Here is a 25,965-nt window from a genome sequence, read left to right as displayed (position 1 = left end):
GTGTCAGTTCTCCAGTGCCGCGAGGCCGGGGAGCGTCTTGCCCTCGAGGTATTCGAGGGAGGCGCCGCCACCGGTGGAAATGTGGCCGAATGCGTTCTCGTCGAAGCCCAGCGTCCGCACGGCCGCGGCGCTGTCGCCGCCGCCGACGACCGTGAAGGCCGGGGAGTCGAGGAGCGCCTGGGCGACCGCCTTGGTGCCCTCGGCGTAGTCGGGGTGCTCGAAGACGCCCATCGGGCCGTTCCAGAAGACGGTGGCCGCGTCGGAGAGCTTCGAGGCGTAGAGCTTACGGGTCTCGGGGCCGATGTCGAGACCCTCCTGGTCGGCCGGGATGGCGTCGGCGGCGACCGTCGTGGGGTTGGCCGGGGCCTTGGTCTTCAGGTCGGGGAACTCGGCGGAGACCAGCACGTCGACGGGGAAGACGAATTCGACGCCCTTCTCCTCGGCGCGCTTCATGTACTCCTTCACCGCCGGGATCTGGTCCTCCTGGAGGAGGGAGATGCCGACCTCGTGGCCCTGGGCCTTGAGGAAGGTGTAGGCCATGCCGCCGCCGATGAGGATGCGGTCGGCCTTCTCAAGGAGGTGGTCGATCACGCCGAGCTTGTCGGAGACCTTGGCGCCGCCGAGGACCACGGCGTAGGGCCGCTTGACGTCGTCGGTGAGCTTCTTGAGGACGCCGACCTCGGTGGCGATGAGGTAGCCGGCGTAGTGCGGCAGGCGGGCCGGCAGGTCGAAGACGGAGGCGTGCTTGCGGTGCACGGCGCCGAAGCCGTCGCCCACGTAGACGTCCGCGAGGGCGGCGAGCTGGTCGGCGAACTCGCCGCGCTCGGTGTCGTCCTTGCTGGTCTCGCCCGCGTTGAAGCGCAGGTTCTCGATGACTGCGACCTGGCCGGGCTGCAGGCCGTTCACCGCGTCGTGCGCGGCGGGGCCGACGGTGTCCTGCGCGAACGCGACGGACCCGCCCAGGAGTTCACCGAGCCGCTCGGCGGCCGGCAGCAGCGAGAAGGCCGGGTCCGGGGCGCCCTTGGGGCGGCCCAGGTGCGAGGCCACGACGACCTTGGCGCCCGCGTCGGCGAGGGCCTTGACGGTCGGCAGGACGGCGCGGATGCGGCCGTCGTCGGTGATGGTGCCGTCGGCGAGCGGCACATTGAGGTCGGCGCGGACGAAGACCCGCTTGCCTTCGACCCCTTCGGCGAGAAGTTCGTCGATCGTCTTCACTACTGGACTCCTTGGGAGGGCTGACGCTGACGTGCAACAGGGCCCGTCCTGCGCATCATCGCGCGGGACGAACCCTGTGCTCACATCGAGGTGCCTGCTCTGGTGGTTAGAGCTGACCGCCGACGAAGACCGTGAGGTCGACGAGACGGTTGGAGTAACCCCACTCGTTGTCGTACCAGCCGAGGATCTTCACCGACTTGCCGTCCTGGACCATCGTCATCGACGAGTCGAAGGTGCAGGAGGCCGGGTCGCTGACGATGTCGGACGACACGATCGGGTCCTCGGTGTAGAAGAGGTAGCCCTTCAGGTCGCCGTCGTCGGCGGCCTTCTTGAACGCGGCGTTGACCTCGTCCTTCGTGACCTCGCGGGAGACCTCGACGACCAGGTCGGTGGCGGAGCCGGTCGGGACCGGGACGCGCATGGCGATGCCGTCGAGCTTGCCCTTGAGCTGCGGCAGGACCAGCGCGGTGGCCTTGGCGGCACCGGTGGTGGTCGGGATGATGTTCTCGGCGGCGGCGCGGGCGCGGCGCAGGTCCTTGTGCGGGAAGTCCAGGATGCGCTGGTCGTTGGTGTACGCGTGCACCGTGGTCATCAGGCCCTTGACGATGCCGAAGTTCTCGTCGAGAACCTTGGCCATCGGCGCCACGCAGTTGGTGGTGCAGGAGGCGTTGGAGATGACGTGGTGGTTGGCCGCGTCGTACTTGTCCTGGTTGACGCCCATCACGATGGTGATGTCCTCGTCCTTGGCCGGAGCCGAGATGAGGACCTTCTTGGCGCCACCGGCGATGTGCTTCTCGGCGTCGGCCTTCTTGGTGAAGATGCCCGTGGACTCGATCACGATGTCGACGCCCAGCTGGCCCCACGGGATGTCGGCGGGGTTGCGCTCGGACAGCACCTTGATGGTGTGGCCGTCGACCGTGATGGTGTCCTCGGTGTGCGACACCTCGGCCTTGAGGCGGCCCAGGATGGTGTCGTACTTCAGCAGGTGGGCCGTGGTCGCGGTGTCACCCAGGTCGTTGACAGCCACGACTTCGATGTCCGCACCCTGCTCGAGCAGCGCGCGGAAGTAGTTGCGACCGATGCGGCCAAAGCCGTTGATGCCTACGCGGATCGTCACGAAACCGATCTCCTCGTTGGTACGCCGGTTTTAGACGCCGGCGAGTTGTATGGGATGTCCCCGACCGCCTCCGACCCTACCTCTCTGAAGCCTCTGAGGTGACATCGAGAGGGGCCGTAAGCGGCACAAAGGCCCGTACCCCGCAGTAGGGGTACGGGCCACCGGGACCTTGGTCCCGATTACGCACTGTCAGCTGCGCAGATGTGCCAGGGAGGCGCCCATAAGAGCGGCCCTCTCGGCACTTCCGGGCACATGCTCGAACCCGAAGCCGAGCAGCACGCTGTCACGCGCTGTGACCGCCGCGAAGGATCGGTAGAGCTCCCCGGTCCGCGTCCAGTCACCTGTGATATTGGGGCTGCCGGCCGGGGGCGGCGCGGCGCTCCAGGAGCCGAGCGACGTCTCGAATCCCTCGGTCTCCGTGGCGGTGCCGCCGACGACCAGTTGCGCGTTGTCGGCGAAGAGGCCGCGGCCGCCGCTGGAGGGGTCGGTGACGGCGCTGAGCGAGACCTCGACCTTCTTGCCCGCGTAGGCGCTGAGGTCGAAGGCGACGGGCTTCCAGCCGCCGGAGGAGCCGGTGAAGCTGTTCCAGGCGCCGCTGGTGCCGGAGGCCGTGCAGGCGTCGGCGCCCACCGTCAGGTAGTGGCGCAGGAAGGGGTGGCCGTTGACGAAGAAGCCGGCCGCGCACTCGGCGGGCACGGTGGTGGACGTATTGCCGTTCTTGTCGGGCAGTGTGGTCCAGTCGTCGGCGCCCGCGGTGTGGGCTTCGAGCAGCCCGTGGTCGTAGCCGGGCTCCAGGTTCCAGTTGAGCGCGAACCGCAGCTCGGGGCGGTCGGCGGCCGTGACGCCGGTCAGGTCGATGGTGCGGGTCAGCCGCTTCCAGTCCTGGTCGGCGTGGGTGGCCGAGGCCATGCCCTGGCCCGCGAAGGGCGCATAGGGGTTGCTGAGACCGGGGTAGGAGCCCGCTGCCGCGCTCCTGAACTGCGGGAATTTCTCGGGCGGCAGGCTGTCGGAGGTGACGGTGAAGCGGCCCGCCTTGTCGAGCGGGTTGGCGCCGGCGGCGGCGAGCGGGGTGCTCACTCCGTCGAGCGCGCCACTGCCCTTGAAGCTCGTGGCGCCGGGCGCGGAGAGGCGTTCGTAGGCGCCGAGGTAGTACTGCGCGAAGTCGTCGGTGAGGGCGGCGCCGAGGTCGACGGCGCCGCCGGCGCGCTCACCGGACTCGATGAGCTTGCCGCCCTCGTTGAGGTAGTCGCGCAGGGCGAGTTGGGTGGGTGCGCCGGGGACGGGGTCGCCGGTGTAGTGGACGACGGCGGAGAAGTGCGACAGGACGCCGAGCGGGTGCGGGACGCCTTGTTTCGCGACGTCCCAGACGGCGGCCGAGCGGCCGTTGGCCTTGATCGCGTCGACGTACTTCTGGGTCTGGGTGGCCGTCGCGCCCTCTTCGGCGACGACGAGTGTGCCGGCCCTGGGGCGTTCGGCGACGGTGTAGGTGAAGTGCTTGCTCTCGGTGCGGCCCTTCTTGGTGCGGCCGGTGAACCACACCTCGACCTTGTCGCCCACGCGCGCGTCCTCGACCTCGGCGCGGTACTCGTCGAAGTAGAGGTTGTCCTCGCCGCCGTAGGTCTCGCCGCCCTTCCAGGCCCGCAGGTCCTCCTCGTGCGTGCGGCCGCCGTTGACGCGGTACTTGAGTTCCTTGTCGCGTACGGACTTGCGGGCGGTGACGGCGACTTCCTGGTCGCCGCCGCGCGCGTACGACGTGGTGAAGGTGTCAGGGGTGAAGTCGGGGGCCTCGATGTCGGTGACGGAGACCGGCTGGTCCGGGTGGAGCGCCGTCTCGGCGACGGCGAGCGCGAACGGGACGTTCTTGGCGAACTCCTGCTGGATCAGCTTCTCGTCGTCGGGGAAGGTGAAGATGGACGCGCAGTCCTCCGGCTTCCAGGCATCGTTCGGGTCGACGTTCGAGGCGGTCTGGCAGGTGGACATCTCCGGGGTGAACATCGGGATGCCGTTGATGTTGCCCGCGTGTCCGTCGGCCTCGCCGTTGGTGGTGTAGAGCTCGGAGGCGACCTGCGGGTGGTAGCCGGCGATCGCGGGCTTCTCGGGCGTGCCGGCGAGCGCCCGGTAGAGCACGTCGTCCGGGGTCGGCGTGGCGACCTGCCAGCCCACTCCATAGAGGATCAGTTCGGCCGCGGAGTGGTAGTTGATGCCGTACGTGAAGCCGATGCGCTTCTGGAAGCGGTCGAGCGCCTTCGTCTCCGGCTCGGACATCGGGCCCGTGCCGCGGTAGGTCTCGGAGGACGGGTTCGGGGACGAGCCCTCGTTGTCGTAGCCCCACTTGTAGGCGAAGTTGCGGTTGAGGTCGACGCCGTCGCCCGGGGCGATCTTCCCGTTACCGTCGATGTCGCGGAGGTTCTTGCGCCACTGGCGGTTGCCGTCGGCGGCGTGCGTGTAGTCGTAGCCGTCGGGGTTGGCGGAGAGCACGAACCACAGCTCGGTGGAGTTCACGAGCTTGGTGATGCGCTTGTCCTTGCCGTAGTTGTCCAGGTAGTGGTGCATCAGGCGGCGGGTCATCTCGGGGGTGATCCACTCGCGCGCGTGCTGGTTGGACAGGTAGAGCGTGGACGGCTTGGAGCCGTCCTTGGACTTCTTGGCGTTCTTGGAGAGCTTCAGGGCGAGGATGTCCTTGCCCTGGAGGCTCTTGCCGATGGAGACGACCTTGGTGAGGCCGGGGTGGGCCTGCCCGGTCCTGACGATCTCTTCCTGGAGACCGCCCTTTCCGCTGTACGGCCGGTAGACGCCGTCCCCCGCGGCCTTGAGCCGCTGCTGCGTCGCCGCCGACACCTTGTGCTCGCTGAGCTCGATGCCCTTGCGCTCGATGGCCTTCGCCTGGCGCTCGGTCAGATACAGCTCGACGCGGCCGGTGCCGCGCTCGGGCGCCTGTCCGGCGAGTTCGTGGGCGTCCTGGCCCGCCGCGACGAGGATCGGGATCTGCTTCTTGGTGACCTCGGCCTGGTAGACGCCGATGGCTGCCGGGTCGTCGGCGGCCGGGGCCTTCGCGGGCCCGTCGGCCTGGGCGTGCGGGGCGGTGACAAGTCCGCCGACGATCAGTGCGCTCGCGGCGAGAACCGATCTCGCGCTCGCTCTTCGTCTCATGAGCCCCCCTTGCGGTTGTCCGGCACGGGTGTGCGGGATGCCAGGCTCGTGACAGTGCATGATCATGTCAATACGGTGGGTGAAGGCGTGCGGCGCGGGCACACGAAAGCCGCTGGCGCCCGGTGGGGCGCCAGCGGCTCAGGAGACGTGCGGGAGAAGGCGCGCGAGAGGAGACGCGTGCGGGGCGGGCGTCAGACCGCCATGTTCTCCGCGAGCATGTTGTCCGCGATCTCCTCGGTGAGGTTGGACTCCGTGCCCGGGATGCCGAGGTCCTGGGCCCGCTTGTCGGCCATGGCGAGCAGCCGTCGGATGCGGCCCGCGACGGCGTCCTTGGTCAGCGGCGGGTCGGCGAGCGCGCCCAGCTCCTCCAGCGACGCCTGCTTGTGCTCCATGCGCAGGCGTCCGGCGGCCGCGAGGTGCTCCGGGACCTCGTCGGCGAGGATCTCCAGGGCGCGCTGCACCCGGGCGCCCGCGGCGACGGCCGCGCGGGCCGAGCGGCGCAGGTTCGCGTCGTCGAAGTTGGCCAGGCGGTTGGCGGTGGCGCGCACCTCGCGCCGCATCCGCCGCTCCTCCCAGGCCAGGACCGACTCGTGCGCCCCGAGGCGGGTCAGGAGCGCGCCGATCGCGTCGCCGTCGCGGACGACCACGCGGTCCACGCCGCGCACCTCGCGGGCCTTGCTCGCGATCTGGAGCCTGCGGGCGGCGCCGACCAGGGCGAGCGCGGCCTCCGGGCCGGGGCACGTCACCTCCAGGGAGGAGGAGCGGCCGGGCTCGGTGAGCGAGCCGTGCGCGAGGAAGGCCCCGCGCCAGGCCGCCTCCGCGTCGCAGGTGGCCCCCGAGACCACCTGCGGCGGCAGGCCCCGGATGGGGCGGCCGCGGCCGTCCACGAGGCCCGTCTGGCGGGCCAGCTGATCGCCGCCCGCGACCACCCGGACGACGTAACGCGAGCCGCGTCGCAGGCCGCCGGGGGCCATCACGATCAGCTCCGAGCTGTGTCCGAAGATCTCCAGGATGTCCCGCTTGAGCCGCCGGGCGGCCATCGCGGTGTCCAGCTCCGCCTCGATCACGATGCGGCCGCTCACCAGGTGCAGGCCGCCCGCGAACCGCAGGATCGCCGAGACCTCTGCTTTTCTGCAGCAGGTCCGGGTGACGGGGAGCCGGGAGATCTCGTCCTTCACCGCTGCCGTCATCGCCATGGGCCGATCCTTCCATGCATCCGAAAAATACGGTCGTACGCGGCTGCCAGGAGCTCCGGGTCGTGCCTCGGAGTCCCGTCGGGCCGGGCCACCGGCGCCAGCTCGACCGTGGCGCCGAGCCGCTTGGCGGCATCGGTGAGCGACTCACGGTCGGGCACGGCGGCCTCGTCGGCCAGCACCACGTCCAGGGCGAGTTTAGGGGCGTGTCGGGCCAAAACCTCCAAATGACGCTGCGGAGAGAAGCCATCGGTTTCTCCCGGTTGCGGCGCCAGGTTGAGGGAGAGGACCTTGCGGGCCTTCGTCGCGGTGAGCGCGTCGAGCAGTTCGGGCACGAGGAGATGCGGAATCACAGAGGAGAACCAGGAGCCCGGACCGAGCACCACCCAGTCCGCGTCGAGGACGGCGGCGACCGCTTCGGGGACGGCCGGCGGGTCGTGCGGGACGACGTGCACGGACTGGACCTCGCCGGGCGTGAGCGCGACGGTGGCCTGCCCCCGCACGGTGTCCACGTCGTCGGGCCGGTCCGGGTCGTGGCCCTTGACGAGGGCCTGGAGCTCCAGCGGCACGGCCGACATGGGCAGGACTCGGCCCTGCGCGCCGAGCAGCCGGCCGACCAGGTCCAGGGCCTGCACATGGTCGCCGAGCTGCTCCCACAGGGCGACGATCAGCAGATTGCCGACCGCGTGCTCGTGCAGGTCGCCCTTGGACTGGAAGCGGTGCTGGATGACGCGGGACCACGTCTGGCCCCAGTCGTCGTCGCCGCACAGCGCGGCGAGGGCCTTGCGCAGATCGCCGGGCGGCAGCACGCCGAGCTCGTCGCGCAGGCGGCCGCTGGAGCCGCCGTCGTCGGCGACCGTGACGACGGCGGTGAGGTCTCCGGCTCCGGTGATGCGGCGCAGCGCGGCGAGCGAGGCGGACAGTCCCATGCCCCCGCCGAGCGCGACCACCTTCGGCTGGGTGCCCCGCTTGCGGCCCAGTCGGCTCAGGCGGACGGTCCGGCGGGTCGGCTTCACTCGCGCCCCATGTCCCGGTGGACCAAGACGGTCTCGACGCCCTCGGACGCGAGGCGCGCCGCGAGCTTCTCGGACATGGCGACGGAGCGGTGCTTGCCGCCCGTGCAGCCGACGGCGATCGTCACGTACCGCTTGCCCTCACGGCGGTAGCCCGCGGCGATGAGCTGGAGCAGTTCGGCGTACCGGTCGAGGAACTCCTTGGCGCCGGGCTGGTTGAAGACGTACGCGGCGACCTCCTCGTTCTGGCCGGTGTACTGGCGCAGCTCGGGGACCCAGTGCGGGTTGGGCAGGAAGCGCATGTCCACGACGAGGTCGGCGTCGACCGGCAGGCCGTACTTGAAGCCGAAGGACATGACGGTGGCCCGCAGCTCGGGCTCCTCCTCGCCCGCGAACGAGGCGTCCATCTTGGCGCGCAGCTCGTGCACGTTCAGGCTGGAGGTGTCGATGACCAGGTCGGCGTCGCCGCGCAGCTCGCGCAGGAGGTCGCGCTCGGCCGCGATGCCGTCGACGATGCGGCCGTCGCCCTGCAGCGGGTGCGGGCGGCGGACCGACTCGAAACGGCGGACCAGGGCCTCGTCCGAGGACTCCAGGAAGACGATGCGCCGCGTGACGTTCTTCGCCTCCAGCTCGGCGAGGGACTCGCGGAGGTTGTCGAAGAAGCGCCTGCCGCGCACGTCGACGACGACCGCGATGCGGGCGACGTTGCCCTGCGAGCGGGCGCCGAGCTCCACCATGGTGGGGATCAGGGCGGGCGGCAGGTTGTCGACCACGAACCAGCCGAGGTCCTCCAGACACTTGGCCGCCGTGCTGCGTCCGGCGCCGGACATCCCGGAGATGATCACCAGCTCGGGGATCGCGGCGTCGGGGACTCCCGGTGTCTCGATGATGGGCGTGCCCGCACTCACTTGCTCTTCACCTTCGTCGTGCTCGCTCATGTCTCCTGCCCCCGTCGTTCTTCCGAGGCGCCCGCGGTCACGGGCTCCTCCTCTTCCATGATCTCTCCGGTCGCCGTGTTCACGGCGGGGCCGGCGGGAACCGCCCCGGCGAGGGCCGCGAGGACGGCCTCGGCCGTCTTGCGGCCCACTCCCGGGACCTCGCAGATCTGGTCGATTGTCGCGGATCGGAGCCTCTTCACCGAACCGAAGTGCTTGATCAGCGTCTGCTTGCGGGCCTCGCCGAGGCCCGGCACGGCGTCCAGCGGCCCGGCGCGGAAGCGCTTGGACCGCTTGTTGCGCTGGTAGGTGATGGCGAAGCGGTGGGCTTCGTCACGTACCCGCTGGAGGAGGTAGAGACCCTCGCTGGTGCGCGGCAGGATCACCGGGTCGTCCTCGTCGGGGACCCAGACCTCCTCCAGGCGCTTGGCGAGGCCGCAGACCGCGATGTCGTCGATGCCGAGCTCGTCCAGGGCCCTCTTGGCGGCCGCGACCTGCGGCTGCCCGCCGTCCACGACGACGAGCTGCGGCGGATACGCGAACCGCTTGGGGCGGCCGTCCTCCTCGGTGGGCCCGAGGTCGGCGACCTCCCCCGTCTCCTCGTCGACCCACTCCCCGCTCCGCTCCTTCTCGGCGAGATAGCGCTTGAAGCGGCGCGTGATCACCTCGTGCATGGAGCGGACGTCGTCCTGGCCCTCGAAGCCCTTGATCTGGAAGCGGCGGTACTCGCTCTTCCTGGCGAGGCCGTCCTCGAAGACGACCATGGACGCCACGACGTCGTCGCCCTGGAGGTGCGAGATGTCGTAGCACTCGACGCGCAGGGGGACGCTGTCCAGCTCCAGGGCGGCGGCGATCTCCTCCAGGGCGCGCGAGCGCGTGGTGAGGTCGGAGGCGCGCTTGGTCTTGTGCAGGACGAGGGACTGCTGCGCGTTGCGCGCGACGGTCTCCATGAGGGCCTTCTTGTCGCCGCGCTGCGGGATGCGCAGCGAGACGCTCGCGCCGCGGCGCTCGGTCAGCCACTCCTGGACCGGTTCTATCGGGTCGGGCAGCGCGGGGACGAGCACCTCCTTGGGCACGGCGTCGCCGCTCTCCTCGCCGTACAGCTGCTGGAGGGCGTGCTCGACGAGGTCGCCGCTGGTGACGGCCTCGACCTTGTCGGTGACCCAGCCGCGCTGTCCGCGGACCCGGCCGCCGCGGACGTGGAAGATCTGCACGGCGGCTTCGAGCTCGTCCTCGGCGAGGGCGATGAGGTCGGCGTCCGTGGCGTCCGCGAGGACGACGGCGCTCTTCTCCATCGCCTTCTTCAGGGCTTCGATGTCGTCGCGCAGGCGGGCCGCACGCTCGTACTCCATCTCCTCGGCGGCGTCCGCCATCTGCCGCTCGAGCCGGCGGATGTACGTGCCCGTGCGGCCGGCCATGAAGTCGCAGAAGTCCTCGGCGAGTTCACGGTGGGCATCGGGTGTGACGCGCTCCACACAGGGCGCCGAGCACTTGCCGATGTAGCCGAGGAGGCAGGGGCGGCCGGTGCGGGTGGCGTTCTTGAACACGCCCGCGGAGCACGTGCGGACGGGGAAGGCGCGCAGGAGGAGGTCGACGGTGTCGCGGATCGCCCACGCGTGGCCGTACGGACCGAAGTAGCGCACGCCCTTCTTCTTGGCGCCGCGCATCACCTGCACGCGCGGGAACTGTTCGTTCATCGTCACGGCGAGGTACGGATAGCTCTTGTCGTCGCGGTACTTGACGTTGAACCGGGGGTCGAACTCCTTGATCCAGGTGTACTCCAGCTGGAGCGCCTCGACCTCGTTGGTCACCACGGTCCACTCGACGGAGGCGGCCGTCGTCACCATGGAGCGGGTGCGCGGGTGGAGCCCGGCCAGGTCCTGGAAGTAGTTGGCCAGGCGCTGGCGCAGGCTCTTGGCCTTCCCGACGTAGATCACCCGGCGGTGCTCGTCGCGGAATTTGTAGACCCCCGGGGCGTCGGGGATCTGTCCCGGCTTGGGGCGGTAGCTGGAAGGGTCGGCCATGTCGGACAGCCTACTGGCGGGCACCGACAGTCCGGGGCGGCGTACGGCTCCGCCGGTGGGAGCGGCGGCCGGTGGTCCGTCCGCCGCTCGCGGGGGTCAGCCCTCCTGCCGGGCGGCGCGGCGCCGGACGAGCGCCGCTCCGGAGAGGCCGAGGGCGAGCAGGGCGCCCGCGCCCGCTATCGAGGAGGCCACCGTGACCGGGCCGTCGTCCTGGCCGGAGGCCTGCGCCGGGGCCCCGGCGGAGGTCCGCGCGGGCTTGTCGGTGTCGTAGCCGCCCGCCTTGCCCGACTTCTCGTACGCGGAGCCGGGCAGCTTGTCGGCGTACGCCTTCCGGACGCGCTCGCGGTAGGCGGCGACCGTGGTCCCCTCGGCGCCGACAGCGCGTACCGCGTCCTTGTCGAGGGGCAGCACGCGCGCGTGGTCACCGTCCCGGTCGTCCCGGACGTACCAGGCGTTGATCTGCGGCTCGTGGAAGACGGTGCCTCCGGGTGCCTTCTTCGCACCCACGCGCGCGTAGTGGGTCTCGTCGTCCCCGGTGGCGATGTTCACGACCTGCCACGAGCCGCCTCGCTTCACTGTCCAGAGGGAGGCTTCCTGGCCGTCGGAGGAGACGGCCTTGCTGGCGAGGAACTCCAGGCGGGCGATCGGCGCGTCCTTCTTGCCCGCGACGAAGTCCGCCGAGAGGTAGTACACGGGCACGGTCCTGCCCTCCACCCGCGGGTCGGCGGCGGACCTGGTGACCGCTCCCTCCCGGGAGAAGAAGCGGGAGAGCGTGTCGAGGGTCTTCGGCGCCTCGGCCGCGCGGTGTGCCGCGTCGCGGGAGGCGGCGGAGGGCGCGGGCGGGCCGGAGTCGGCGGAGGCGGCGGGGGCCGCGAGGCCGAGGAGCAGGGTGGTGGCGGCCGTGCCCGCGAGCGCGGTCCCTGTCAGGCGGCGGGGAAGGGGACGGGTCAGGCGGCGGGAAAGGTGACGGGTCATCGCTCTCACGCCCCGATCCGGTACAGCGAGTGGGTCCAGGAGAAGGTGTTGTTGTCGACGTACCAGGCGTGCGAGGCCCAGTTGTAGCGGTCGCTGGAGGGCCACGGGTCGCCCCAGTAGACCCAGCTGCTGGCGTCGTCGTAGCCGTAGATGACGTGCATGTGGCCGCCGCCGTTGGACCACTGGATGCGGGTCTCGACCGGGCGGTTCGCGTTGATCTCCGTCTGCACGGTCGAGTAGCGCAGCCAGCCGGTGACGTACGAGCCGGGGTTGATGCCCGCCCAGCGCAGGCCGTTCTGCACGTTGCCGAGCGTGGCCTGGTTGTTGGGGCACTCGGTGTTCTGGCTGCGCCCGAACGCGGCGTTGCAGAACTGGTTCTGGCTGTAGTTGCGGCCCATGAAGGCCGCGATGGTGTTGCCGCCCGCGGCCCAGCACCAGTTGGTCTTCTGCTGTGCCTGCATGGTGATGTTCAGCCGCTTGGCGGCGAGCACGGAGGGGTCGGCGGCGGACGTGGCCGACGCGGCGGGGGCCGGGGCCGGGGCAGCCGTGGCCGTGGGTGCGGCGGTCAGGAGCGCCGCTGCGACGGCGGCGAGCACGCAGAGACGTCTGCGTCTGCCTGTGCTGTTCCTGCTGATCGGTGAGCGCATCGCGTTCCTCCCGAGCGGGATGTGGGGTGTGGAGGAGCGCGTCCGGACGCTGCGATTGAGCATCGAGTGTTGTCGGGTGCAGGTCAACACGCTTCAATGCGGAATCAAATGGGCCGTGAACGGCGGCGTACGGATGTGAACGGACGTCGTACGCCGACCTGGTGGCCCGCTCCGACCGGCGCGAACGCCGGGCGGCTGGAGTGAACGTTCACAGATAGGGGCCCCCATGCGGCACGGCACCCGGTTCGCGCAGGACGCGCCCGCGGACGCGGCAGGGACGGCGGACGACGAGCCCGCGGAGCTGGCGGCCGCCCTGCGCACCGGCCCGTTCCACCTCGCGCTGCGCACCGCCATAGCCACCCGGCGGCTGCCCCTGCAGCGCCTACGCCACCACCTGATCCGGCACGGCGTCAACGTCGGCGTGACGAGCCTGAGTTACTGGCAGCAGGGCGCCCGGCGCCCCCAGCGCGCCGAGTCCCTGCGCGCCGTACGGGCCCTGGAGGAGATCCTCCAGCTCCCTGAGGAGTCACTGATCCGGCTGCTCGTCCGGCCGGCCGAGCGCGCCGACCGGAACCGGCCCGCCGCCCGCTCGTACCGCTCCCTGGTGGAGGCCTCCGACGTGCTGCGCTCGCTCCTGGCCGAGCTCGGCTCCCCGGTCGACGGCGGGCTGCACACCATCGGCCACCACGAGCGGGTGCGGATCGGCGCGGGCCGTGAGCTGGTCGGCCGCGAGTCGCAGCACATCGTGCGCGCCCACCGGGACGGCGTGGACCGCTATGTGGCCATCCACCACGGCGATCCCGGGTGCGCACCCGACCGCGTCCGGGTGCGCGCCCTGGAGAACTGCCGCACGGGACGCGTGCGATGGCACCAGGGGACGGGGGTGCTGGTCGCCGAGTTGCTCTTCGACGCCCGCCTGCGCGCGGGTGACACCCATCTGTTCGGTTACGGCTTCGAGGACGGCACGGCCGGGGAGGCCACCGAGTACCAGCGCGGCTTCACCTACGCGGGCGGGCAGTACGCGCTGCAGATCCGCTACGACGACGCCGCTCTGCCCGTACGCTGCCACCGCTTCACCCAGCACTCCGCCGCCGCCCCCCGCGGCGGCCGCCAGGAGCTGACGCTGAACGGCAGCCACCGCTCGGTGCACGTGGTCGAACCGCAGGTGCGGGCCGGGATCCTGGGGATCGCGTGGGACTGGGAGTGAGGGCCCGTGCGCCCTCCGGAGAGGGCTGGGGCGTGTCCTAGGCCTTCTTCGCCGGGCCCGCGACGATCTTGCCGTTCTCCACCTTCACCGGCAGCTCGACGAGCGGCTCGACGGCCGGTTCCTTCAGCACCTTGCCGTTCGTGGCGTCGAACTGGCTGCCGTGGCACTGGCAGATCAGCTTGTGCCCCTCCAGGTTCTGGATCGGGCAGCGCGCGTGGGTGCAGATCGTGCTGTACGCCTTGTACTCGTCGTCGGAGATCCGGCTGACCACGACCTTCTGGTCCGTGTACAGCTTCGACGCGCCCACCTGCACGGCGTCGGCCTTCCCGAGATCCACCGGCGCGGTCGGGGCCGACCGGTTCGACCCGTCGCCGGACGAGCAGGCGGTGAGCCCGAGTCCGACGGCCGGGGCGAGAGCGGCGGCCCGCAGCACGGTGCGGCGGGCGGGGGGCGTGCCGGACATGGTGTCTCCACAGGTCAGGGGCGTGATCAGTGACGGATCAGACCATACCGGTGCACAGCGCTCCGACCGTGTCGGGCACGGGCGTGCCCGAGTGCTGCCCGCTTCCGTCCGCGGGCCCGCGCACGGCCTAGCCTGAGCGGGCGATACGGCCCAGACAGCGCCCGAGAGGAACCACCCGTGATTGTCGTCGCAGGAGAGGCCCTGATCGACCTCGTGCCGCAAGGGGCGGGCGGCGACGCGGGACTGCCCGTGCTCGCGCCGCGGCTCGGCGGCGGCCCGTACAACACCGCCGTGGCGCTCGGCCGGCTCGGCTCCCCCGTCGCCTTCTGCTCGCGCGTCTCGCGGGACGCGTTCGGCGAGGCGCTGCTCGGCGGGTTGCGGGCGGCAGGGGTGGAGGTCGCCGCCGACGGGCTGCCGGTGCAGCGCGGCCCGGAACCGACGACGCTCGCCGTCGCCTCGATCGGCGCGGACGGCTCGGCCGGGTACTCCTTCTACGTCGAGGGCACGGCCGACCGGCTCTTCGAGGCCCCCGACCGGCTCCCCGAGGGCGTACGGGCGATGTCGTTCGGCACCTGCTCGCTCGTCCTGGAGCCGGGCGCGAGCGCGTACGAGAAGCTGATGCGCCGGGCGGCGGCGCGCGGCGTCTTCACAGCCCTCGACCCCAACGTACGGGCCGGTCTGATCCCGGACGCGGACGCCTACCGGGCACGGTTCAGGAGCTGGCTGCCGTCGGTCTCGCTCCTCAAGTTGTCGCAGGAGGACGCCGACTGGCTCAGCGGCACCCCGCACGAGTGGCTGGCCGCGGGGCCCGCCGCCGTGGTCGTCACCCGCGGCGGGGACGGCCTGTCGCTGTACACGCGGGACGGCACGGAGCTGCACGTGCCCGGCGAGCCGGTCGACGTGGTCGACACGATCGGCGCGGGCGACACCGTCAACGCCGCGCTGCTGCACGGCCTCTCGGCGCGGGACGCGCTGTCGGCGCGGGCGCTGGACCGTCTCGGCGCCGAGGACTGGACCGACGTACTGCGGTTCGCGGCCCGCGCGGCGGCCCTGACCTGCTCGCGGGCGGGGGCGGAGCCGCCGTACGCGGCGGAACTGGCCTGACCGGCGCTGCCGTGCGTCGTGCGGTCGTGCGGTCGTGCGGTCGTGCGGGGGGATGCCCTCAGCCATCCGTGGGCGCGGGGTCCGTGGGTACGTGACCCTTGGGCACGTGGTCCGTGAACGCCCCGTGCCGGCCCGCTCCCGCGGCGAAGCGCGCCGCGCCCTCGGCCGCCTCGGCCAGGGAGTGCAGGCCGTGGCGCAGCTCGCCGGCCATCGCCTCCCGTTCCGGCAGGCCGCTCTGTTCGAGCAGGGAGAGCCGGTCGTGCCGCAGGCAGGTCTGCGGGAACGCGGCGATCTCGGCGGCGAGGCGCTCGGCCGCGGCGCGCGCGGTGCCGACGGGGACGGTCCGGTTCACCAGGCCCATGCCGAGCGCCTCCGCGGCGCCGACGGGGCGGCCGGTCAGGACGAGGTCCAGGGCGCGGCCCTCCCCGATGAGGCGGGGCAGCCGGACCGTCCCGCCGTCGATGAGCGGGACACCCCAGCGGCGGCAGAACACCCCGAGGACGGCGTCCTCCTCGGCGACGCGCAGGTCGCACCAGAGGGCGAGTTCGAGGCCTCCCGCGACGGCGTGGCCGGAGATCGCCGCGATCACCGGCTTGGACAGGTGCATGCGGGTGGGCCCCATGGGGCCGTCACCTTCCTCGGACACCTCGTTGCCGTCGGGGGTTCCGATGGCCTTGAGATCCGCGCCGGCGCAGAAGGTGCCGCCCTCGCCCCACAGCACGGCGACGGAGGCGTCCGGGTCGGCTTCGAAGGCACGGAAGGCGTCGGCGAGGGCACGGGCGGTGGGCCCGTCGACGGCATTCCGCGCGGCGGGGCGGGACAGCACGACGGTGGTGACGGGACCTGCGCGTTCGCTGCGTACGGACATGGGCTCAAGCCGACCACGGGAGCGCGGCGCCCGACAAGACACTCGGGCACCCCGTGCCCCGCTAGGACAGCGCGAAGCGCCCCGCCCCCGATGGGGGGACGGAGCGCTTCAACCGGCCCGGCGGCCCGGACCAACCCTCGCGGGTTCAGCCCCAGCCTTGCGGAGGCAGCCCGACCCGCGGGGCCGGTCAGGCCTTGCGGGCCCGCGTCGTCTTCTTCGCCGCGGCCTTCTTGGGAGTGGCGGCCGCCTTCTTCGGAGCGGCCGTCTTCTTCGCGGAGGCGGCCGTCCTGGCCGTGGCCGTCCTCTTCGAAGCCGTGGCGCTCGCGGCCACCGTCTTCTTGGCCGCCGTCTTCTTGACGGCCTTCTTCGCGGAGGACTTCTTCGCCGCGGCCTTGCCCGCCCCGCGTCCCCGCGAGGGCACCGCGTCGCTGATGCGGTCCGCCGAGAGGATCTCGCGCAGGAACTTGCCGGTGTGGCTGGCCGGCACGCCCGCGACCTCCTCGGGGGTGCCCTCGGCGACGACCAGACCGCCGCCGTTGCCCCCCTCGGGGCCCATGTCGACGACCCAGTCCGCGGTCTTGATCACGTCGAGGTTGTGCTCGATGACGATGACCGTGTTGCCCTTGTCGACCAGCCCGGAGAGGACCGTGATCAGCTTGCTGATGTCCTCGAAGTGCAGACCCGTGGTCGGCTCGTCCAAGACGTACACGGTCCGGCCCGTGGAGCGCTTCTGGAGCTCGGAGGCCAGCTTCACGCGCTGGGCCTCGCCTCCGGAGAGCGTGGGCGCCGACTGGCCGAGGCGCACGTAACCGAGGCCGACGTCGTTGAGCGTCCTCAGGTGACGGGCGATGGCGGGCACGGCCTCGAAGAAGTCGAGCGCCTCCTCGATCGGCATGTCGAGGACCTCGGCGATGGACTTGCCCTTGTAGTGCACGTCCAGCGTCTCGCGGTTGTACCGCGCACCGTGGCAGACCTCGCACGGGACGTACACGTCCGGGAGGAAGTTCATCTCGATCTTGATGGTGCCGTCACCGGAGCAGTTCTCGCAGCGGCCGCCCTTGACGTTGAAGGAGAAGCGCCCGGGGAGGTAGCCCCGCACCTTCGCCTCCATGGTCTCCGCGAAGAGCTTGCGGACGTGGTCGAAGACTCCGGTGTACGTCGCCGGGTTCGACCGGGGGGTGCGGCCGATGGGCGACTGGTCGACGTGGACGACCTTGTCGACGAGGTCGTCGCCCTCCACGCGCGTGTGGCGGCCGGGGACGGACCTGGCGCCGTTCAGCTCGCGGGCGAGGTGGGTGTAGAGGATGTCGTTGACCAGCGTCGACTTGCCGGAGCCGGAGACGCCGGTGACCGCCGTGAGGACGCCGAGCGGGAAGGAGACGTCGATGTCCTGGAGGTTGTTCTCCCGGGCGCCGTGCACCGTCAGCTGCCGGGACGGGTCGGCCGGGCGGCGCATGTCCGGCACCGGGATGGCCTTCTTGCCCGACAGGTACTGACCGGTGATCGACTTGTCGTTGGCGAGGAGGTCCTTCATGGAGCCGCTGTGCACGACCTTTCCGCCGTGCTCGCCCGCGCCGGGACCGATGTCGACGACCCAGTCGGCGACCTTGATCGTGTCCTCGTCGTGCTCGACGACGATGAGGGTGTTGCCCATGTCGCGCAGGCGGACGAGGGTCTCGATCAGGCGGTGGTTGTCGCGCTGGTGGAGGCCGATCGACGGCTCGTCCAGGACGTAGAGCACACCGACCAGGCCGGAGCCGATCTGGGTGGCCAGGCGGATGCGCTGGGCCTCGCCTCCGGAGAGGGTGCCCGCGGCGCGGTTCAGCGAGAGGTAGTCCAGGCCGACGTCGACGAGGAAGCGCAGCCGCTCGTTGACCTCCTTGAGGACCCGCTCGGCGATCTTCTTGTCACGGGCGCCGAGGCGCAGCTCGGCGAGGAAGTCCGCGCAGTCGCTGATGGACATCGCGGAGACCTCGGCGATCGACTTCCCCATGACCGTGACGGCCAGGACGATCGGCTTGAGGCGGGTGCCCTCACAGGTGGGGCAGGGCACCTCGCGCATGTAGCCCTCGAAGCGCTCGCGGCTGGCGTCGCTCTCGGCCTCGCTGTGGCGGCGCTTGACGAAGGGGACGGCGCCTTCGAAGGCGGTGGTGTAGACCCGCTCGCGGCCGTACCGGTTCCGGTAGCGGACCTCGATCTGGGTCTTGTGGCCGTACAGGAGAGCCTTCTTGGCGCGCTGCGGGAGTCCGGCCCAGGGCATGTCCGTGGCGAAGCCGAGGGCGTCGGAGAGGGCTCCGACGAGCCGGCCGAAGTATTCCTTGGTGTGGCCGTGCGACCAGGGGTGGATGGCGCCCTCGTCGAGCGACTTGTCCTCGTCCGGGACGATCAGCTCGGGGTCGACCTCCATGCGCGTGCCGATGCCGGTGCAGTCGGGGCAGGCGCCGAAGGGCGAGTTGAAGGAGAAGGAGCGGGGCTCAAGCTCTTCGAAGGACAGGTCGTCGTACGGGCAGTAGAGGTGCTCCGAGTACATGCGCTCGCGCTCGGGGTCGTCCTCGGGGAGGTCGACGAAGTCGAGCACGACCATGCCGCCGGAGAGGCCGAGGGCGGTCTCCACGGAGTCGGTCAGGCGGCGCTTGGCGGAGTCCTTCACCGTGAGGCGGTCGACGACCACCTCGATGGTGTGCTTCTCCTGCTTCTTGAGCGTGGGCGGCTCGGAGAGCTGGATGGTCTGCCCGTCGACCCGCGCGCGGGAGTACCCCTTCGTCTGGAGGTCGGCGAAGAGGTCGACGAACTCGCCCTTGCGCTCGCGGACCAGCGGGGACAGGACCTGGAAACGGCTGCCCTCGGGCAGTTCCAGGACCTTGTCGACGATGGCCTGCGGCGACTGGCGGGAGATGGGGCGGCCGCACTCGGGACAGTGCGGCTTGCCGATGCGCGCGAAGAGCAGGCGCAGATAGTCATAGACCTCGGTGATCGTGCCGACCGTCGAGCGCGGGTTGCGCGAGGTCGACTTCTGGTCGATGGAGACCGCCGGGGAGAGACCCTCGATGAAGTCGACGTCGGGCTTGTCCATCTGACCGAGGAACTGCCGGGCGTACGAGGAGAGGGACTCGACGTACCGCCGCTGGCCCTCGGCGAAGATCGTGTCGAACGCGAGCGAGGACTTGCCCGACCCGGAGAGTCCGGTGAAGACGATGAGGGAGTCACGCGGGAGGTCGAGCGAGACGTTCTTGAGATTGTGCTCGCGCGCGCCACGGACGATGAGACGGTCGGCCACGCCGGTCCGCACCTTTCTTGAGAGTGGTGACAGGGGCAGAACCCCGGTCGTTCACAGACTAGGGCGAGCCACTGACAACGCCGGGCTGCTTCCCTGGTTCCACGTACACAACAAACCCGGACCTTCAAGAATGCCCGATGCCACTCCCGACCATATAGCACGTGTATTCGATTTACGGTCGGTTGCCGAGCCCTTCACCCGTCCGTGTGACGCGGCTATCGTCGTCCGCATGATTGATCATGTGCGCGACCTGGCGTCTGTACGTGACGCGACCGAACGGCTGCTCAGCGCAGCGGTGAAATTGGACAGCGGCGCGACCGCCGAGCCGTCGCGGCTCCCGGGCTGGACCCGCGGTCACGTCCTCGCGCACCTCGCGCGGAACGCGGACGCCCTGGTGAACGTCCTGGCAGGACGGCCGATGTACGTCAGCGCGGAAGCGCGGGACGCGGACATCGCACGCGACGCCCCGCGGCCGCTGGGCGTACAGCTCGACGACGTGCGGGAGAGCGCGGGCCGCTTCGAGGCGCAGGCCGCGCTCCCCGCCGACTGGTCCCGGACGATCACCATGCGCAATGGAGTGACCGACTCCGCGTCGCGGGTGCCGTTCCGGCGGTGGGTGGAGGTCGAGCTGCACCACGTCGACCTCGGCATCGGCTACGAGCTGGAGGACCTGCCGGAGGAGTTCGTGCAGCGGGAGATCACGTTCCTGACGGCCCGCTTCTCGGGGAACCCCGACGTGCCCCCCACCTGGATCACCAACGGCACGCACACCTGGAGCACCGGCCGCCCCGGCGACGCGGAGGTCACCGTCTCCGGGTCCGCTCCCGACCTGGTCGGCTGGCTCGCCGGCCGTCGCGACGGCTCAGCACTCACGGCCGAAGGCGGCCTCCTGCCCGCCCTGCCCCCGCTATAGGCTGACGAACATGACGTACAGCGGAGCGGTGAAGGTCGGCGGGCCCGCGGATGTGCACGAGCTGCCGGACCTGATGATTTCGAAGGTCGCGGTCGGGCCGATGGACAACAACGCCTACCTGCTGCGCTGCCGGGCCACCGGCGAGCAGCTGCTGATCGACGCGGCGAACGACGCCGAGACACTGCTGACGCTGATCGGTGACGACGGCATCGCGTCCGTCGTCACCACGCATCAGCACGGCGACCACTGGCAGGCCCTCGCCGCCGTCGTCTCGGCGACCCGCGCGCGGACGTACGCGGGCCGCGAGGACGCCGCGGGCATCCCCGTCCCGACGGACGTCCTGGTCGACGACGGCGACACCATCGAGGTCGGCCGGGTCACGCTGACCGCGCGCCACCTGGTGGGCCACACCCCGGGCTCGATCGCCCTTGTGTACGACGACCCGCACGGCCACGCGCACGTGTTCACCGGCGACTGCCTCTTCCCGGGCGGCGTCGGCAACACGTGGAAGGACCCGAAGGCCTTCGCGAGCCTCATCGACGACGTCGAGACGAAGATCTTCGGGACGCTCTCGGACGAGACGTGGGTCTATCCCGGCCACGGCGGCGACACGACGCTCGGCGCCGAGCGGCCGCATCTCGCCGAGTGGCGCGCGCGGGGCTGGTGACCCGGAGGGTGCCGTGCGTCAGGAGCGGGCGGCGACCAGTGCCGCCACCCGCTCCACCGCGAACGCGTACCCCTGCACACCGCAGCCCGCGATGACACCGTCGGCGCGCTGCGAGACGTAACTGTGGTGCCGGAAGGCCTCCCGCTGATGGATGTTGGAGATGTGCACCTCCAACACCGGCATCCCGTCACAGGTGTTGAGCGCGTCCAGGATCGCGACGGACGTGTGGGAGTAGGCCGCGGGGTTGATGACGATGCCCACGTGGTGCTCGCGCGCCTCGTGGATCCAGTCGACCAACTCGCCCTCGTGGTTGCTCTGCCGCAGGTCCACGGTCCCGCCGTGCGCGGCCGCCGCCTTGGCGCACAGCACCTCGACGTCGGCGAGGGTGTCCGTGCCGTAGATCTCGGGCTGGCGGAGGCCGAGGAGGTTCAGGTTCGGGCCGTTCAGGACCATGATCGGGGCGGTGGCGAGGCTGCGCGTCATAAGGGAGGTCTATCACGCCTCCCGCGCGCGGGAGGGGCCCTAAGTCGGATGCGCTCTCCGTAGTGCCCGCCTACGCTCCCGTCATGATCGTCGAACCCGTGTACCCGCCGAAGCCCTCGCCGGGCGACCGCGTCGCCGTGCTCTCCCCCTCCAGCGGACTGCCCGGACTCTTCCCGCTCCCCTACGAACTGGGCCTGAAGCGCCTCCGCGAGGAGTTCGGCCTGGAGCCCGTCGAGTACCCGACGACGCGGAAGATGGGCTCGACGCCGCGGGAGCGGGCCGACGACCTCCACGCGGCGTTCGCCGATCCGACCGTCAAGGCCGTCGTCGCGAGCATCGGCGGCGACGACCAGATCACCGTCCTGCCGTACCTGGACCGGGAGTTGATCCGCGCGCACCCGAAGCCGTTCTTCGGCTGGAGCGACAACACCAATCTGCTCATCTACCTGTGGCAGTGCGGCATCGTCGGCTATCACGGCGCGTCCGTCATGTGCGAGCTCGGCCGCCCCGGCGCCATGGCACCGCAGACCGCCGACTCGCTGCGCGCCGCGCTCTTCGCCCCGGGGCCCTACGAACTGCGCCCCGCCGAGCGCTACCGCGATGTGGACCTGCCCTGGGAGGACCCCGCGCTCCTCCTGGAGGAACCGCCCACGGAGCCGGGCGGCGGCTGGCTCTGGCACGGGCCCGAGCGGGTCGTGGAGGGCCGCTCCTGGGGCGGCAACCTGGAGATACTCTCCTGGCTCCTGATGGCGGACCGCGAGATCCAGCGGGACCTGTCCGCGTACGACGGCTGCGTCCTGTTCCTGGAGACCTCGGAGGAACTGCCGGGCGCCGACGAGGTGTTCCGCATCCTGCGCAACATGGGCGAGCGCGGGCTGCTGCACCGCTTCCCCGCCCTCCTGATGGGCCGAGCCAAGGCCTGGTCCTTCCAGCGCCCCTCGGACGCCGACGAGAAGGCGGCGTACGCCCGTGAGCAGCGCGAGGCCGTCCTGAAGGCGCTCGCCATCTACGCGCCCGAGACCATGGCGGTCTTCGACGTGGACCTCGGCCACACCGATCCGCAAGTCGTCATCCCCTACGGGGGAACCGTGCGGGTCGACGGCCCGGCACGCCGCATCACCGTGACCTATTAGCCGGCCACATCGGCAGGTCACTGCGAGGCGGTCGCCATGCGTTACTGGTGGTGACTGTGGGTAGTTGATCCGGCATGCGCAAAACGAAGCCCCCACGCCGGACCGCACCACCGTCACTGCCGCGGCTCGCGGCCGCCTCGCTCGCCGGGACCGCCATCGAGTTCTACGACTTCTTCATCTACGGAACGGCCGCCGCCCTGGTCCTCGGCCCGCTGTTCTTCCCCACCTTCTCGCCGCTCGCGGGCACGCTCGCCGCCTTCGCAACCTTCGGAGTGGGCTTCGTCGCGCGGCCCCTGGGCTCCGTCCTCTTCGGGCACATCGGCGACCGGCACGGGCGGCGGCCCGTGCTCATCGTGTCGCTGCTGCTCACCGGAGTGGCCACGGTCGCGGTCGGCTGCGTACCGACGTACGGGTCGATCGGCGCCGCCGCTCCCCTGCTGCTCCTCGTGCTGCGGTTCCTCCAGGGGCTCGGCCTCGGGGGCGAGTGGGGCGGTGCCGTGCTGCTGACCGCGGAGCACGCGCCGCCCGAGCGGCGCGGCCTGTGGGCGAGCTTCCCGCAGGTCGGCCCGGCGATCGGGTTCCTGCTGGCCAACGGCGTCATGCTCGCCCTGTCGGCGACGCTCACCGACGCGCAGTTCGCGGCCTGGGGGTGGCGTGTGCCGTTCTGGGCGGCGGGGCTGCTCGTGGTGGCGGGCCTCGCGCTGCGCTCCTCGCTCGCGGAGAGCCCTGACTTCCTGCGGCTGCGCGAGCACGCGCGCGTGCCGCTCGCCGAAGTGGTGCGCGGACACTGGCGGCTCGTGCTCCTGACGGCGGGCGCGCTCGCCGTCGGGTACGCGGTGTTCTACGCCGTGACGACCTGGTCCCTCTCGTACGGCGTGGAGCGGCTCGGCGTCAGCCGCACGGTCATGCTGGCCTGTGTCATGGCGGCGGTCCTCGTGAAGGGCGCCCTGACGCCGGTGGTGGCGGTGCTCGGCGACCGGTACGGGCGGCGGCCGCTGTGCCTGCTCGGGTGCGCCGCGTCGGCCCTGTGGATGTTCCCGATGGTCGCGCTGCTCTCGACCGGGGAGCCGCTGCTGATGTTCACCGGATTCCTCGTGGCGATGCTCGCGTTCATCACGATGTTCGCGGTGATCGGCGCGTATCTGCCGGAGCTGTACGAGCCCAGGGTGCGCTGCACGGGCGCCGCGGTCGGCTACAACCTCGGCGGGGTGCTCGGGGGCGCGCTCACCCCGATCGTGGCGACGGCCGCGGCGCAGGGGGACGGGAAGCCGTGGGGGGTGGCCGCGTATCTGTCGGGCATCGCGCTGCTGAGCCTCGGCTGTTTCGCGCTGCTGCCGGAGACACGACCGGTCGTGCGCCCCGAGCCGGCGGCCGCTACGGGGTGACCGCGAGCTCCAGGAACGCCGCGAACAGCACCAGGTGGACACCGCCCTGCAGCGGCGTGGCGCGCCCCGGCACGACCGTGAGCGTTCCGACGATCACGGTGAGCGCGAGCAGCACCATGTGGGTCGAGCTCAGCCCCAGCACGAGCGGGCCCGACAGCCACACGGAGGCGACGGCGACGGCCGGGATGGTCAGCCCGATGCTGGCCATGGCCGAGCCGAGGGCGAGGTTCAGGCTGGTCTGCACGCGGTCGCGACGGGTGGCGCGCACGGCCGCGATGGTCTCCGGGAGCAGCACGAGCAGCGCGATGATCACGCCGACGACGGCGTGCGGCATGCCGGCGCTCTCCACGCCGGACTCGATCGTCGGGGAGACGCCCTTGGCCAGACCGACCACCCCGATCAGCGCCAGCGCGAGCAGCCCGAGGCTCATCAGCGCCGCCTTGGAGGAGGGACCGCCGGCGTGGCCGTCGGTGTCGATGACCTCGCCCTGCTTGGTGAGGGGCAGGAAGTATTCGCGGTGCCGCACGGTCTGGGTGGTGACGAAGATGCCGTAGAGGACGAGCGAGGCGATCGCGGCGAAGGTCAGCTGGGCCGTGGAGAACTCGGGGCCCTGCTTGGTGGTGGTGAACGTCGGCAGGACCAGGCAGAGCGTGGCCAGGGTCGCGACGGTCGCGAGGGCGGCTCCGGTGCCCTCGGGGTTGAAGACGGCGGTGCGGTGGCGCAGCGCGCCGACCAGGAGACAGAGTCCGACGATGCCGTTGCAGGTGATCATCACGGCGGCGAAGACGGTGTCGCGGGCGAGCGTGGAGCTCTTGTCGCCGCCGTCCGCCATGAGGGTGACGATGAGCGCCACCTCGATGATCGTCACCGCGACCGCGAGGACGAGGGAACCGAAGGGCTCGCCGACGCGGTGCGCGATCACTTCGGCGTGGTGGACGGCGGCGAGCACCGCCCCGGCGAGGACCAGGGTGACCACGGCGACGACCGGTCCTGGTAGGTCCCTCCCCCAGGTGAGGGCGAGAAGAACGATCGCGAGGACCGGCACCACGGCCGTCCACTGCATGCCGAGCGCCCGGAGCCGAGTGACCATGACTCGATGCTGCCCCGGGCGCCTGGGTGTCGCTACTCGGTGTCTCCCGCCCGGTGCCGGGCGGGAGAGGTGACCGTCAGGCCGTGATCAGGCCTCGATGCTGTCCTTCCGGGCGTCGTCCGCGGCCTCGGCCGCGGCCTGCTGCTCCTGCTTCTTGGAAGCGATGAGGCTGGTGATCGTCGTGATCACCAGGACGCCGCAGATGACGCCGAGCGAGACCGGGATGGAGATCTCGGGGACATGCACCCCGTTCTCGTGGAGGGCGTGCAGCACGAGCTTCACACCGATGAAGCCGAGGATCACCGACAGGCCGTAGCTGAGGTGGACCAGCTTCCTGAGGAGGCCGCCGATGAGGAAGTACAGCTGCCGCAGTCCCATGAGGGCGAAGGCGTTGGCCGTGAAGACGATGTACGGGTCCTGGGTGAGGCCGAAGATCGCGGGGATGGAGTCCATCGCGAAGAGCACGTCGGTGGTGCCGATGGCGAGCATGACGACCATGAGGGGCGTCATGATCTTCTTGCCGTTCTTCCGGATGAACAGCTTGGTGCCCTCGTACCGGTCGGAGACGCCGAACTTCTTCTCGATGGACTTCAGGAGGCGGTTCTCCTCCCAGTCCTCTTCCTCCTCGTCGGCACGCGCTTCCTGGATGAGCTTCCAGGCGGTGTAGATCAGGAACGCGCCGAAGATGTAGAAGACCCAGGAGAAGTTGGCGATGACCGCGGCGCCGGCGGCGATGAAGATCGCTCGCAGGACCAGCGCTATCAGCACACCGAACAGCAGCACGCGCTGCTGGAGGTGGCTCGGCACCGAGAACTTCGCCATGATCAGGATGAAGACGAAGAGGTTGTCGACGGAGAGCGACTTCTCGGTGATGAAGCCCGCGAAGAACTCGCCGGACGCCTGGCTCTCGCCCGCGACCAGCAGGCCGACACCGAAGAGTGCCGCGAGGACGATCCAGACGATCGTCCAGATTCCGGCTTCCTTGATCGACACGTCATGGGGCTTGCGCCCGATGAAGAAGTCGACCGCGATGAGGGCACACAGACCGAGAACGGTCGTCACCCACATGGTCATTGAAACGTCCACTGCGCCTCCGGCTTCGTACG

At 70.8% G+C, this 25,965-nt stretch carries 21 protein-coding genes; 6 read left to right on the top strand and 15 right to left on the bottom strand.

Annotated features, from left to right (window positions below; all coding sequences use genetic code 11):
* Positions 1 to 3: 3 nt before the first annotated feature.
* From ACH4D5_RS27610 to ACH4D5_RS27570, 9 genes are all read right to left on the bottom strand, one after another.
* Complete coding sequence (locus tag ACH4D5_RS27610) at positions 4 to 1,215, bottom strand: phosphoglycerate kinase (RefSeq protein WP_398307516.1); 1,212 nt, start codon at positions 1,213 to 1,215, stop codon at positions 4 to 6.
* Positions 1,216 to 1,321: 106 nt separating this feature from the next.
* A complete protein-coding gene (gene gap / locus ACH4D5_RS27605; protein WP_362995487.1) occupies positions 1,322 to 2,332 on the bottom strand; it encodes a type I glyceraldehyde-3-phosphate dehydrogenase in 1,011 nt (336 codons plus the stop codon).
* Positions 2,333 to 2,521: 189 nt separating this feature from the next.
* Positions 2,522 to 5,482, bottom strand: coding sequence for a M14 family zinc carboxypeptidase (locus tag ACH4D5_RS27600; protein ID WP_398307514.1), 2,961 nt, complete (start codon positions 5,480 to 5,482; stop codon positions 2,522 to 2,524).
* Positions 5,483 to 5,673: 191 nt separating this feature from the next.
* Positions 5,674 to 6,678, bottom strand: a complete 1,005-nt coding sequence (whiA, locus tag ACH4D5_RS27595; protein ID WP_398307512.1) for a DNA-binding protein WhiA — start codon at positions 6,676 to 6,678, stop codon at positions 5,674 to 5,676.
* Positions 6,669 to 7,691, bottom strand: a complete 1,023-nt coding sequence (gene yvcK / locus ACH4D5_RS27590) for a uridine diphosphate-N-acetylglucosamine-binding protein YvcK (RefSeq protein WP_398307510.1) — start codon at positions 7,689 to 7,691, stop codon at positions 6,669 to 6,671. The genes whiA and yvcK overlap by 10 nt, the downstream gene beginning before the upstream one ends.
* Entirely contained in the window at positions 7,688 to 8,626 is a 939-nt protein-coding gene (gene rapZ, locus ACH4D5_RS27585; protein ID WP_398307508.1) for an RNase adapter RapZ, read from the bottom strand. The genes yvcK and rapZ overlap by 4 nt, the downstream gene beginning before the upstream one ends.
* On the bottom strand, positions 8,623 to 10,647 hold the full coding sequence (uvrC, locus tag ACH4D5_RS27580) for an excinuclease ABC subunit UvrC (protein ID WP_398307506.1): 2,025 nt from the start codon (positions 10,645 to 10,647) through the stop codon (positions 8,623 to 8,625). The genes rapZ and uvrC overlap by 4 nt, the downstream gene beginning before the upstream one ends.
* A 96-nt stretch (positions 10,648 to 10,743) precedes the next feature.
* Complete coding sequence (locus ACH4D5_RS27575) at positions 10,744 to 11,622, bottom strand: hypothetical protein (RefSeq protein ID WP_398307504.1); 879 nt, start codon at positions 11,620 to 11,622, stop codon at positions 10,744 to 10,746.
* A 5-nt stretch (positions 11,623 to 11,627) separates the two neighbouring features.
* Positions 11,628 to 12,269 (bottom strand): papain-like cysteine protease family protein, encoded by a 642-nt coding sequence (locus ACH4D5_RS27570; protein WP_398307502.1) that lies wholly within the window; start codon positions 12,267 to 12,269, stop codon positions 11,628 to 11,630.
* A gap of 226 nt (positions 12,270 to 12,495) precedes the next feature.
* Between ACH4D5_RS27570 and ACH4D5_RS27565 the strand changes: the two genes are divergently transcribed.
* Positions 12,496 to 13,476, top strand: a complete 981-nt coding sequence (locus tag ACH4D5_RS27565; protein ID WP_398307500.1) for a hypothetical protein — start codon at positions 12,496 to 12,498, stop codon at positions 13,474 to 13,476.
* 37 nt (positions 13,477 to 13,513) lie between these two features.
* Here ACH4D5_RS27565 and ACH4D5_RS27560 read toward each other — a convergent pair whose 3' ends face one another.
* The gene (locus ACH4D5_RS27560) at positions 13,514 to 13,939 is read right to left on the bottom strand and encodes a Rieske 2Fe-2S domain-containing protein (RefSeq protein WP_398307498.1); all 426 of its coding nucleotides are present in this window, start codon (positions 13,937 to 13,939) and stop codon (positions 13,514 to 13,516) included.
* Between the two features lie 177 nt (positions 13,940 to 14,116).
* Between ACH4D5_RS27560 and ACH4D5_RS27555 the strand changes: the two genes are divergently transcribed.
* The gene (locus tag ACH4D5_RS27555) at positions 14,117 to 15,043 is read left to right on the top strand and encodes a carbohydrate kinase (protein ID WP_398307496.1); all 927 of its coding nucleotides are present in this window, start codon (positions 14,117 to 14,119) and stop codon (positions 15,041 to 15,043) included.
* A gap of 58 nt (positions 15,044 to 15,101) precedes the next feature.
* Here ACH4D5_RS27555 and ACH4D5_RS27550 read toward each other — a convergent pair whose 3' ends face one another.
* Entirely contained in the window at positions 15,102 to 15,911 is an 810-nt protein-coding gene (locus ACH4D5_RS27550) for a crotonase/enoyl-CoA hydratase family protein (protein WP_398307494.1), read from the bottom strand.
* A 187-nt stretch (positions 15,912 to 16,098) separates the two neighbouring features.
* Positions 16,099 to 19,188 (bottom strand): excinuclease ABC subunit UvrA, encoded by a 3,090-nt coding sequence (gene uvrA, locus ACH4D5_RS27545; protein ID WP_398307492.1) that lies wholly within the window; start codon positions 19,186 to 19,188, stop codon positions 16,099 to 16,101.
* Positions 19,189 to 19,417: 229 nt separating this feature from the next.
* Between uvrA and ACH4D5_RS27540 the strand changes: the two genes are divergently transcribed.
* A complete protein-coding gene (locus ACH4D5_RS27540; protein WP_398307490.1) occupies positions 19,418 to 20,101 on the top strand; it encodes a maleylpyruvate isomerase family mycothiol-dependent enzyme in 684 nt (227 codons plus the stop codon).
* Between the two features lie 10 nt (positions 20,102 to 20,111).
* Positions 20,112 to 20,768 carry an MBL fold metallo-hydrolase gene (locus ACH4D5_RS27535; RefSeq protein WP_398307488.1) on the top strand — a complete coding sequence of 219 codons (657 nt, stop codon included), beginning with the start codon at positions 20,112 to 20,114 and terminating at the stop codon, positions 20,766 to 20,768.
* Between the two features lie 18 nt (positions 20,769 to 20,786).
* On the opposite strand, the gene aroQ is transcribed toward ACH4D5_RS27535, so the two are convergent.
* Entirely contained in the window at positions 20,787 to 21,251 is a 465-nt protein-coding gene (gene aroQ / locus ACH4D5_RS27530) for a type II 3-dehydroquinate dehydratase (RefSeq protein WP_398307486.1), read from the bottom strand.
* A gap of 83 nt (positions 21,252 to 21,334) precedes the next feature.
* Between aroQ and ACH4D5_RS27525 the strand changes: the two genes are divergently transcribed.
* Together ACH4D5_RS27525 and ACH4D5_RS27520 are read left to right on the top strand one after the other, a co-directional pair.
* Positions 21,335 to 22,384: a S66 peptidase family protein gene (locus tag ACH4D5_RS27525; RefSeq protein WP_398307484.1), complete on the top strand. Its 1,050-nt coding sequence runs from the start codon at positions 21,335 to 21,337 to the stop codon at positions 22,382 to 22,384.
* 74 nt (positions 22,385 to 22,458) lie between these two features.
* On the top strand, positions 22,459 to 23,769 hold the full coding sequence (locus ACH4D5_RS27520) for an MFS transporter (protein ID WP_398307482.1): 1,311 nt from the start codon (positions 22,459 to 22,461) through the stop codon (positions 23,767 to 23,769).
* On the opposite strand, the gene ACH4D5_RS27515 is transcribed toward ACH4D5_RS27520, so the two are convergent.
* Positions 23,759 to 24,859, bottom strand: a complete 1,101-nt coding sequence (locus ACH4D5_RS27515) for a calcium:proton antiporter (protein WP_398307480.1) — start codon at positions 24,857 to 24,859, stop codon at positions 23,759 to 23,761. The two genes, ACH4D5_RS27520 and ACH4D5_RS27515, sit on opposite strands and share 11 nt — an antisense overlap.
* Positions 24,860 to 24,946: 87 nt before the next feature.
* Positions 24,947 to 25,945, bottom strand: a complete 999-nt coding sequence (locus tag ACH4D5_RS27510) for a TerC family protein (RefSeq protein ID WP_398307478.1) — start codon at positions 25,943 to 25,945, stop codon at positions 24,947 to 24,949.
* Positions 25,946 to 25,965: the final 20 nt, after the last annotated feature.

The sequence above is a fragment of the Streptomyces sp. NPDC018029 genome (assembly GCF_044327655.1).
Classification (GTDB): domain Bacteria; phylum Actinomycetota; class Actinomycetes; order Streptomycetales; family Streptomycetaceae; genus Streptomyces.
This window is presented reverse-complemented; position numbering and strand designations above follow the sequence as displayed.

What these genes read in the sequence shown, in the direction of transcription:
- ACH4D5_RS27600 (WP_398307514.1), bottom strand. Translation starts at nt 5,482, where the DNA reads ATGAGACGAAGAGCGAGCGCGAGATCGGTTCTCGCCGCGAGCGCACTG.
- ACH4D5_RS27515 (WP_398307480.1), bottom strand. Translation starts at nt 24,859, where the DNA reads ATGGTCACTCGGCTCCGGGCGCTCGGCATGCAGTGGACGGCCGTGGTG.
- ACH4D5_RS27570 (WP_398307502.1), bottom strand. Translation starts at nt 12,269, where the DNA reads ATGCGCTCACCGATCAGCAGGAACAGCACAGGCAGACGCAGACGTCTC.
- ACH4D5_RS27535 (WP_398307488.1), top strand. Translation starts at nt 20,112, where the DNA reads ATGACGTACAGCGGAGCGGTGAAGGTCGGCGGGCCCGCGGATGTGCAC.
- ACH4D5_RS27565 (WP_398307500.1), top strand. Translation starts at nt 12,496, where the DNA reads ATGCGGCACGGCACCCGGTTCGCGCAGGACGCGCCCGCGGACGCGGCA.
- ACH4D5_RS27560 (WP_398307498.1), bottom strand. Translation starts at nt 13,939, where the DNA reads ATGTCCGGCACGCCCCCCGCCCGCCGCACCGTGCTGCGGGCCGCCGCT.
- ACH4D5_RS27525 (WP_398307484.1), top strand. Translation starts at nt 21,335, where the DNA reads ATGATCGTCGAACCCGTGTACCCGCCGAAGCCCTCGCCGGGCGACCGC.
- rapZ (WP_398307508.1), bottom strand. Translation starts at nt 8,626, where the DNA reads ATGAGCGAGCACGACGAAGGTGAAGAGCAAGTGAGTGCGGGCACGCCC.
- uvrC (WP_398307506.1), bottom strand. Translation starts at nt 10,647, where the DNA reads ATGGCCGACCCTTCCAGCTACCGCCCCAAGCCGGGACAGATCCCCGAC.
- ACH4D5_RS27540 (WP_398307490.1), top strand. Translation starts at nt 19,418, where the DNA reads ATGATTGATCATGTGCGCGACCTGGCGTCTGTACGTGACGCGACCGAA.
- ACH4D5_RS27520 (WP_398307482.1), top strand. Translation starts at nt 22,459, where the DNA reads ATGCGCAAAACGAAGCCCCCACGCCGGACCGCACCACCGTCACTGCCG.
- ACH4D5_RS27575 (WP_398307504.1), bottom strand. Translation starts at nt 11,622, where the DNA reads ATGACCCGTCACCTTTCCCGCCGCCTGACCCGTCCCCTTCCCCGCCGC.
- ACH4D5_RS27550 (WP_398307494.1), bottom strand. Translation starts at nt 15,911, where the DNA reads ATGTCCGTACGCAGCGAACGCGCAGGTCCCGTCACCACCGTCGTGCTG.
- whiA (WP_398307512.1), bottom strand. Translation starts at nt 6,678, where the DNA reads ATGGCGATGACGGCAGCGGTGAAGGACGAGATCTCCCGGCTCCCCGTC.
- aroQ (WP_398307486.1), bottom strand. Translation starts at nt 21,251, where the DNA reads ATGACGCGCAGCCTCGCCACCGCCCCGATCATGGTCCTGAACGGCCCG.